This window comes from Acidovorax sp. HMWF018, assembly GCF_003061035.1.
Lineage (GTDB): Bacteria > Pseudomonadota > Gammaproteobacteria > Burkholderiales > Burkholderiaceae_C > Acidovorax > Acidovorax delafieldii.
The window spans coordinates 1-7,556 of the sequence record NZ_QAIM01000106.1 but is presented as its reverse complement, the minus strand read 5'-3'; the positions used below and the strand labels follow the sequence as shown (position 1 = coordinate 7,556).

Below are 7,556 nucleotides of genomic sequence, written 5' to 3'. Positions count from 1 at the left end.
GCGGGAACATCCTGGAGCGCAAGCGCCCCGCTGCGCGCAGCATCGGGATCGACATTGACCGCGAGGTGATCCAGGCGTGGCAGCAGCTCGACGTGGACGGCCTGGAGCTGCATTGCGGTGATGCGGTGGCCTGGCTCGAAGGCCACGCCTTCACCGGCCGCGAGTTCGTCTATGTCGATCCGCCCTACGTGATGGACAGCAGGCGCGGCGGCAAGCTGTACCGGCACGAATACGACGACGCCGACCACGTGCGGCTGCTCGACGTGCTGGCCGGCCTGCCCTGTGCTGTGATGGTGTCGGGCTACGACTCGCCGATCTACGACAGCTCGCCTCTGGCGACCTGGCGCACCATCGAGTTCAACGCGATGACGCGCGGCGGCATTGCGATTGAACGGCTCTGGATGAACTACCCCGAGCCGGACGCCCTGCACGATCTGCGCTACCTGGGCAACAACTTCCGCGAGCGCGAGCGCATCAAGCGGAAGAAAGCCCGCTGGCAAGCGAAGCTCGCCAAGCTCGACCCACTGGAGCGGGCGGCGATCATGGAATGCCTGCGCGAGCTGGAAGCGGTCGAATAGGTCACGCCTCGGACTGCACCTGGTTGTGCAGCGCCCATACCCGTTTCACCTGGCTTTCGCTGCATCCGGCCAGCCTGGCCGCCTCCGGGATGCTGTGGCCTGCGGTACGCAAGGCCACGATCCGATCATGCACCTTCGTGTTCGGCTTGCGGCCGGTGAAGCGCCCGGCGTTCTTCGCCAGCTCGACGCCTTGCCGCTGCCGCTCGCGGCGATCCTCGTAGTCGTCGCGGGCGATCTGCAAGGCCAGCTTCAAAAGCATGTCCTGGACGGACTCCAGGACAACCTTTGCAACGCCCTTGGCCTCGGCCGCCAGGTCGGATAGATCGACCACGCCAGGGACGGCGAGGCGTGCGCCCTGCGCGCGGATCGACGCCACCAGGCGTTCGGCCTCGGGCAGCGGTAGCCGGCTGATGCGGTCGATCTTCTCGGCAACCACGACTTCACCGGGTTGCAGGTCGCCGATCATGCGCAGCAGCTCGGCGCGATCGGCGCGTGCGCCCGATGCCTTCTCGCGGTAGATGCCGGCGACGTAGAAGCCGGCGGCCCGCGTGCTCTCCACGATGGCGTTCTGGCGGGACAAGTCCTGCTCGTCGGTGCTCACGCGCATGTAGATGCGCGCCACCTTGAAGCTGACGCCCTGCGCCTGGTGCTCGGCCGGCGTCCGCATGATGCGGTCGGCACCTTCCACCAGGTCAGCGCCACCGACGCGCAGCGGCGGCGTCTTGGCGAGGGCCTGGCGCACTTCGCGGGATTGGCGCGGCATCGCGGCGATCTTGGTTTCCTGGGCGGTGCGCGGCGTGATGATCGCGCTGCGCTTCGCCGGCTTCTTCCCTGGGAAGTAGCCGTTGCGGCTGGTCATGGGGTCGTCTCAGAAAACGGAAAATAAAGCACGCTAAGCGTGCGTGGAGGCTGGCACCCAGCGGTACAGCGTCGGAATGGACACGCCGAGGTTCTTGGCCACGTCCTTGGGCGGCACCCCGCTGGCCAGCAGCTTCTTGGCCGACTCGATCTTGCTGTCGGTCATCTTCGGCTTGCGGCCGCCTTTGCGGCCGAGCTGCTTGGCGACTTCCAGCCCGGCGCGGGTGCGCTCGACGGTCAGCTCGCGCTCCATTTCGGCAAGGCTCGCCATGACGTGGAAGAAGAACCGCCCGGATGGTGTGCCGGTGTCGATGGAGTCGGTGAGGCTCCTGAACTGGACACCGTGCTTGTGCAGATCGCCGACCAGATCGACCAGTTGCTTGACCGACCGGCCCAGCCGGTCGAGCTTCCAGACGACCAAAGTATCGCCTTCGCGCAGCATTTCGAGCGTCTTGGCCAAGCCAGGCCGGTCTGCCCGCGTGCCACTCACCTTGTCCTCGAAGACCTTTTTACATCCGGCCTTGCTCAAGGCTTCGCGTTGCAGCTCCAGGTTCTGATCCTGCGTCGAGACGCGCGCATAGCCAATCAACATGGCTTGTCTCGCGCCCGGTCGATGCGTTCCTGCATCGCCTGCATCACTTCTTCGTGGGTGTACGATCTGGCGTTGGCGTCGGTGGCTTGCCGCAGGGCTTCCTCAACCTCGCGCGTCATCCGCTCGTAATCCTCCGGCCACAGCGCTTGCTCCATGCGCAGCGACGCCTGACCCAGCAGGTGCAGCAGGCTGAACAGCCGCATGTCGTTGGTGGCGACGATGCGCTCCCGAATCTGCTCCTGAATAGCTTCGCTAGCCCGATGCGCTTGTGGTGTGGCAGTCCCCTCGTAGTCAGCGGGGAATTCCGCTTCCTCGGCAATCCTTGCCCAGGCGCTGGCCAGCGCCTCGATGGTTGACGTGCTCATTTCCGCCGCTCCTGTGCTCTTTGGCGAATCAACCGGCCAAGGGGCCTCGACGCGAAAACCAGCAGCATCACGCCTATCGGATACCAGGTCGAGAAGACCACCAAGGCATCGAAGGCTGGCCGTCCGGTGTTGGTAGGCAGTACGGCGGTCACAGCCATCAACCCGCCGACCGTCCAGATGATGCGCCACACGTAGGGCATCACGCGGGGCACGTAGCCGTCATCGAAAGCGGTCTGGTAGTAGCGGCGCAGGCCGCGCTCGGCAAGCGCCTGGCGCTGCCGCTCCGACAGCGCATCCGTCCGGCCATACCAGCGCCGGAATGGTGGACAGCGCAGCAGCAAAGGGGTGAAGAGGATCATCACCGCCACGATCGCGACACCCCACGCCATGACGGCGCCGGCATCGGGCCGCTTGGCGTTCTCGATCACGGGCGCGAAGACGCCCGGAGCACCGATCATCCAGAACAGCGCAATGTGCTGATGGAAGGAGAGCTTCATTTGCTCATCCACTTGCGCAGCAGGCGCTTTTTCAGGGAGGCGCGTTCTTGCGGGTTGCGTCCCTTGTGATTGGCGATGCGATCCGCCGTGGCGGCCTGGCGCTTGACGGGCCAGTAGGAGCGGCCATCCTTGCCCATCGACCAGACGCTGCTGGCCTGGTTTTCCAGCAGGGGCAGATGGGCGCTCAGGGCTTCGGGCGACGCGCTGGTCAGCGCCGTGCGCTCACGGGTGCGCCAGCGCTGATGCCAGAGCTTCTTGTCCTCGCGCTCGCTGCCGCAGGTCGTGTGCCCGACGATGGGTGTTTTGCGGCGGCTGCGGCTCATAACGTAGTGGTCTCCAAGAACATTCAGGACTGATCCCAGGCGTCGATGGTCAAGACCTGATCGGCAGGACAGGCGGCTACGCGGTCGGGAACTGGATGGTGTTCAGTCTCATGCCGACCCCATTCGATTGATCGCGTCGCTTGCGGCACGCTGCGACGCAAGGAGGTTTGCGACCTGGTTTAGCAGCCGTGTCCGCTGCATGTCTGTTACCTATCTCCCCGACCGCTCATTGGACCAACTCCAGAGATTGGGCTCTATCGCTCAGCCAATACGAAACCGGCATTGGCTGATGCCACAACCGAGACGAACACAAATGGCTCGGTACCTGTATTTCGCGCCCCGTGCACTTGGCCCGGTCTTGCCACGGCTATCTCACCTTCCCTGAGGGCACGAACAATCCCATTGCCCTGAAAGTAATCAGCCATTCCCGACAAAACAGTCCACGTGTCTTGGCCGTGAGGATGAATGTGAGCCGCAATTTCCTGCCCGGGATGGACATGCCAAACCACGATAATTGAGTCTCGGGTTTCAAGCACAACGGAACGAATAGGCTCGCCTTCGGACGGCTGAACATACTCGGCTACAGAAAATATTCTCGATTCAACAGTCATCGGAGATCCCTCTTTCACAGTGCCCCCAGACAGGCTGGATATGAGTTCTAACTCGAATTTGAACGGGAGGCTGGTCGTGCGGTCGTGCAGTTGCCGATGAGCGTGTCGGCTGCTGCCTCCTTGCCCACCAGCGAACTCACGTCCGTTGCGGCCATCCAGAAGGTCTTGCCCGAGCGCGGCTCATAGGTCGCGGGATCGAACACGCCAGAGGGGCCGAACATCGGCGGCTTGATTGGTCATGGCTCCATGCCTTTGTCGTTACGGTCTTCATCGTCGGCATCCTGACGCACGGCGGGCAATTGCTGGAGCAACGCCGGCAGCCATTCCTGTACCGTCTCCCACACCACATCGAGGTTGATGTCGAAATAGCCGTGAGCCATGCGATTACGCATATTGCGCATGCTGCGCCACGGCACGTCGGCATGCGCCTGGGTGAACTCGACGTAGCCATCCATCACCTTTGTGGCCGCCTCGCCGATGACGATCAGGCTCATGATGACGGCCTGCTGGGTGCGCTTGTCGGCCAAGAAGTCGTCCTTGGCCATCCCTTCCACGAAGCTGCGCGCATCGGTTGCGGCCTGCTGAATGTGGTCGAGGTAATCGGGCAGGCGGTTCTCGCTCATATCGGTTGCGCCTCCGCGAGCACCTTGGCCCGGAACTTCGGCGGCAGGTCGCCGGGAGTCAGCAGATCGACGTCAACGCCGAGCAGCGATTTCAGTTCTTCTTCCAAATCGCCCAAGTCCAACAACGTGGCACCGGGCAGCGCATCGACCAACAGGTCGAGGTCGCTGCCATCCCGGTCGGTGCCATGCAGCACCGAGCCGAAGACGCGCGGGTTCGCGGCGCGAAAGCGGCCTACCGCTTCACGCACTGCGCTTCGCTTCATGTCAAGCACAACAGACGGTCGCATGCGCATCCTTTCTTATCGAAACTCGTTGAGATGATATGCAATCAAGAATAGAATTTCAAGAACTATTTTCGAGAATCGCAATGCCTTGATTCCCGTGCCGCGCCTGTGAATTTCACCCGCTCGACGAGCGCAACACCGACGCCGCCTACGCCAAGAACCGGCGAATCGACCTCAAACTCACGAACCGCTGAGCGACGCGTCACCGCGCTGCTGCGCCAGCCAGTCGCGCGGGGCGCAGCCCATGCGCACGCGGAAGGCGCGCGCCAACGCGTTCGGGCTGCCGTAGCCGACGCGGTCGGCCACCACCGCCACCGGACGCCCCTGCTTGAGCAGGGTGCAACTGACGTTCATCCGCCAGTCGGCCAGATAGTCGCCCGGCGTGACGCCCACCGCGTCTTTGAACGCGGCGGCGAAGCGCGCGCGTGACATGCCCGCCTGCGCCGCCAGCGCCTCGAGCGACCACGCGGTCTGCGGCGCATCGTGCATGGCGGTTATGGCGCGCGCGAGTTTCGGGTCGGCCAGTCCCGCCAGCAGTCCGGTGGCGCCAAGCCGCCCATCCATCAGATAACGCAGCAACTGGATCAGTAGCAACTCGCACAAGCGGTCGATGGCGGCCTGCCGACCGCACTGGTCGCGCTCGGCTTCGGCAAACAGCAGCTCTAGCGTCGGCCCGAGGCCGGGCAAGTCCGCCAGCGGAATCAGCAGCATCGACGGCAAGGCCATGGCCAACGGATTGCCCGTCGAAGCGCCCAGATCGACCTCCGCACACAACAGCTCAGCGGTATCGCCGGGGGCGGCGACAAAACGATGCGACGCCACGCGCGGATAAAACAGCAGGCTCGGCTCGGTAACCAGCAGATCTTCATGCACGGGCGAACGCGCCGTAATCGGGCCGCGCCGCACCAGATGGATATAGCCATGCGGCGCCGCGTAATGATGCTGCCCACAGAAGGCGCCGCTGTGAAAAACGCGCGCCGAAAGCGAGTAGTGCCGGAGCAAGCCGGCCAGTCGATCCGCCATTCCACTCTCCATATAAGACGATAGGTTACGTATTTGATACTTTACGTGCCATATCGTACCAAACAAAGGGCGATCATGCCCACGTGCTCTTGCACCTCACCCACTACGGAGATAGACATGACCCAAATCGCCCCCCTGACCATCGACACCGCTGACGCCGCTACCGCTGCCACACTCAAGGCCGTCAAAGCCAAGCTCGGCGTGGTGCCGAACCTGCTCGCCACGCTGGCCCACGCGCCGGCAGCGCTCAACGGCTACCTCGGCCTGTCCGAAACGCTGGGCACCGGCCGCCTGAGTGCCACCCAGCGCGAGATCGTTGCGCTGGCTGCCGGTCAAGCCAATCGCTGCCAGTACTGCCTGAGCGCACACACCCTGATCGGCAAAGGTGCCGGACTGTCGGCAGAGGCCATCGCCGCGGCCCGCACCGGCCAGGCGGCCAACGCACTTGACGATGCAATTGCCGGCTTTGCCCGCGCGCTGGTCGAGCAACGCGGCGTGGTGTCGGCCGACGCCATGGCCAACTACCGCCGCGCGGGGCTCGACGACGGCCTGATACTGGAAGTGATCGCCAACATCGCGCTGAACACGCTCACCAACTACACCAACCACATCGCCGACACCACGGTGGATTTCCCCGTGGTCGCCGTCTGATCTCCATAGGCATATAAGGAGAACACAACGAAAATCGCACTCATCGGCGCTCTGCTCGCCAGCGCCCTCGTCCTGCCACTGGCCGTCACGGCCGGCGACTTTTCGCCCTATGTGGACAGCCAGGGCGGCATCAGCCGCCCCACAGACTTCCGCACAAACTTCGTCCACCTGGGCTCATATGCGGTGTTGGACGAAAAATCCGCCTCTCGCGGCCTGCACGATGTGTACACCGAAAAGGCCTCGGCCGAGCACTACCGCAAGACCGGCAAGTTCCCGGACGGCGCCACGCTGGTGAAAGAGATCCGCAAGCTCGAAACCAGCGCCATGACCACCGGCGACCCTGTGGTCTGGGGTTCCGATGCGGCCGTGTGGTTCGTGATGGTCAAGGACGCCAAAGGCCGTTTCGCCAGCAACCCCTTGTGGGGCGACGGCTGGGGCTGGGCGCTGTTCAAGGCCGACGCCCCCGCCAAGAATGTCGCCGTCAGCTACGCAGCCGACTGCATGGGCTGCCATGTGCCGGCGGCCAAGACCGACCGCGTATTCATCCAGGGCTATCCGACACTGACCCAGCACTGACTTGCTTGTCACTTTCAGAAGGCGACAGCACGAAATATCAAAAGTCGACCGCACGGTCTTTTCTGACGTTGGAGTCGCCTCAGAAAACGGAAAATAAAGCACGCTAAGGCGTAGTTCCCTCGGGCTACACCGCGTCCGCACTGCGCGGTTCTTTCTTCCCTTGCAGTGACGCAATCAGCGGGCAGGAAACGTTCCCCTTCCGCGCATGGCAGGCGCACACCAAATCAGACAGCACGGCCTCCATGCGCGCCAGGTCAGCCATCCTCTCGCGCACGTCCTTGAGCTTGTGCTCGGCCAGGCTGCTGGCTTCCTCGCAATGGGTGCCATCCTCCAGCCGCAGCAGCTCGGCGATCTCATCCAGGCTGAAGCCCAACCGCTGGGCTGATTTCACGAAGCGCACCCGCGTTACATCCGTCTCGCCATAGCGGCGAATGCTGCCGTAAGGCTTGTCCGGTTCCGGGAGCAAGCCCTTGCGCTGATAGGGGTCTCCTCGTTTTCAGTGCAATAAGTGACGGTACGCAAAGCTAGCACTGGCGCGGGGGTGGTCTGGGTAGACCGTTGATTTCATTGACTTT

General features: G+C 63.6%; 13 protein-coding genes and 1 pseudogene. 3 read left to right on the top strand and 11 right to left on the bottom strand.

Features of this window, described 5'->3' with window-relative positions:
• Positions 1–578: SAM-dependent methyltransferase (locus tag DBR23_RS03860; protein ID WP_108497376.1), on the top strand; the 578-nt coding region annotated here is incomplete at its 5' end.
• 1 nt (position 579) lies between these two features.
• Here the strand turns inward: DBR23_RS03860 and DBR23_RS03855 are convergent.
• The 10 genes from DBR23_RS03855 to DBR23_RS03815 form a co-directional block, all read right to left on the bottom strand.
• Positions 580–1,245: a recombinase family protein gene (locus DBR23_RS03855; protein ID WP_199227626.1), complete on the bottom strand. Its 666-nt coding sequence runs from the start codon at positions 1,243–1,245 to the stop codon at positions 580–582.
• A 225-nt stretch (positions 1,246–1,470) separates the two neighbouring features.
• The gene (locus DBR23_RS03850) at positions 1,471–2,028 is read right to left on the bottom strand and encodes a recombinase family protein (RefSeq protein WP_003100847.1); all 558 of its coding nucleotides are present in this window, start codon (positions 2,026–2,028) and stop codon (positions 1,471–1,473) included.
• On the bottom strand, positions 2,022–2,393 hold the full coding sequence (locus tag DBR23_RS03845) for a hypothetical protein (RefSeq protein WP_003100853.1): 372 nt from the start codon (positions 2,391–2,393) through the stop codon (positions 2,022–2,024). Before DBR23_RS03845 ends, DBR23_RS03850 begins: the two co-directional genes overlap by 7 nt.
• Positions 2,390–2,890: a hypothetical protein gene (locus tag DBR23_RS03840; protein WP_003100856.1), complete on the bottom strand. Its 501-nt coding sequence runs from the start codon at positions 2,888–2,890 to the stop codon at positions 2,390–2,392. Before DBR23_RS03840 ends, DBR23_RS03845 begins: the two co-directional genes overlap by 4 nt.
• Entirely contained in the window at positions 2,887–3,213 is a 327-nt protein-coding gene (locus DBR23_RS03835) for a hypothetical protein (RefSeq protein WP_003100858.1), read from the bottom strand. Before DBR23_RS03835 ends, DBR23_RS03840 begins: the two co-directional genes overlap by 4 nt.
• A 254-nt stretch (positions 3,214–3,467) precedes the next feature.
• Positions 3,468–3,824: a cupin domain-containing protein gene (locus tag DBR23_RS03830; RefSeq protein ID WP_003465043.1), complete on the bottom strand. Its 357-nt coding sequence runs from the start codon at positions 3,822–3,824 to the stop codon at positions 3,468–3,470.
• Between the two features lie 47 nt (positions 3,825–3,871).
• Entirely contained in the window at positions 3,872–4,045 is a 174-nt protein-coding gene (locus DBR23_RS29855; protein WP_003154411.1) for a hypothetical protein, read from the bottom strand.
• A 15-nt stretch (positions 4,046–4,060) separates the two neighbouring features.
• Entirely contained in the window at positions 4,061–4,447 is a 387-nt protein-coding gene (locus DBR23_RS03825; RefSeq protein WP_003100872.1) for a DUF86 domain-containing protein, read from the bottom strand.
• Positions 4,444–4,734, bottom strand: coding sequence for a nucleotidyltransferase family protein (locus tag DBR23_RS03820; RefSeq protein ID WP_001247892.1), 291 nt, complete (start codon positions 4,732–4,734; stop codon positions 4,444–4,446). The genes DBR23_RS03825 and DBR23_RS03820 overlap by 4 nt, the downstream gene beginning before the upstream one ends.
• Positions 4,735–4,911: 177 nt before the next feature.
• Entirely contained in the window at positions 4,912–5,754 is an 843-nt protein-coding gene (locus DBR23_RS03815; protein WP_079436164.1) for an AraC family transcriptional regulator, read from the bottom strand.
• A 117-nt stretch (positions 5,755–5,871) separates the two neighbouring features.
• On the opposite strand from DBR23_RS03815, the gene DBR23_RS03810 reads away from it, so the two are divergent.
• Both DBR23_RS03810 and DBR23_RS03805 read left to right on the top strand, forming a co-directional pair.
• Entirely contained in the window at positions 5,872–6,405 is a 534-nt protein-coding gene (locus tag DBR23_RS03810; RefSeq protein ID WP_013521184.1) for a carboxymuconolactone decarboxylase family protein, read from the top strand.
• 186 nt (positions 6,406–6,591) lie between these two features.
• Positions 6,592–6,981: a cytochrome P460 family protein gene (locus DBR23_RS03805; RefSeq protein WP_197506363.1), complete on the top strand. Its 390-nt coding sequence runs from the start codon at positions 6,592–6,594 to the stop codon at positions 6,979–6,981.
• 124 nt (positions 6,982–7,105) lie between these two features.
• Here the strand turns inward: DBR23_RS03805 and DBR23_RS03795 are convergent.
• A pseudogene (locus DBR23_RS03795) lies at positions 7,106–7,462 on the bottom strand (MerR family DNA-binding protein); the annotation flags it as partial.
• Between the last annotated feature and the right edge of the window lie 94 nt (positions 7,463–7,556).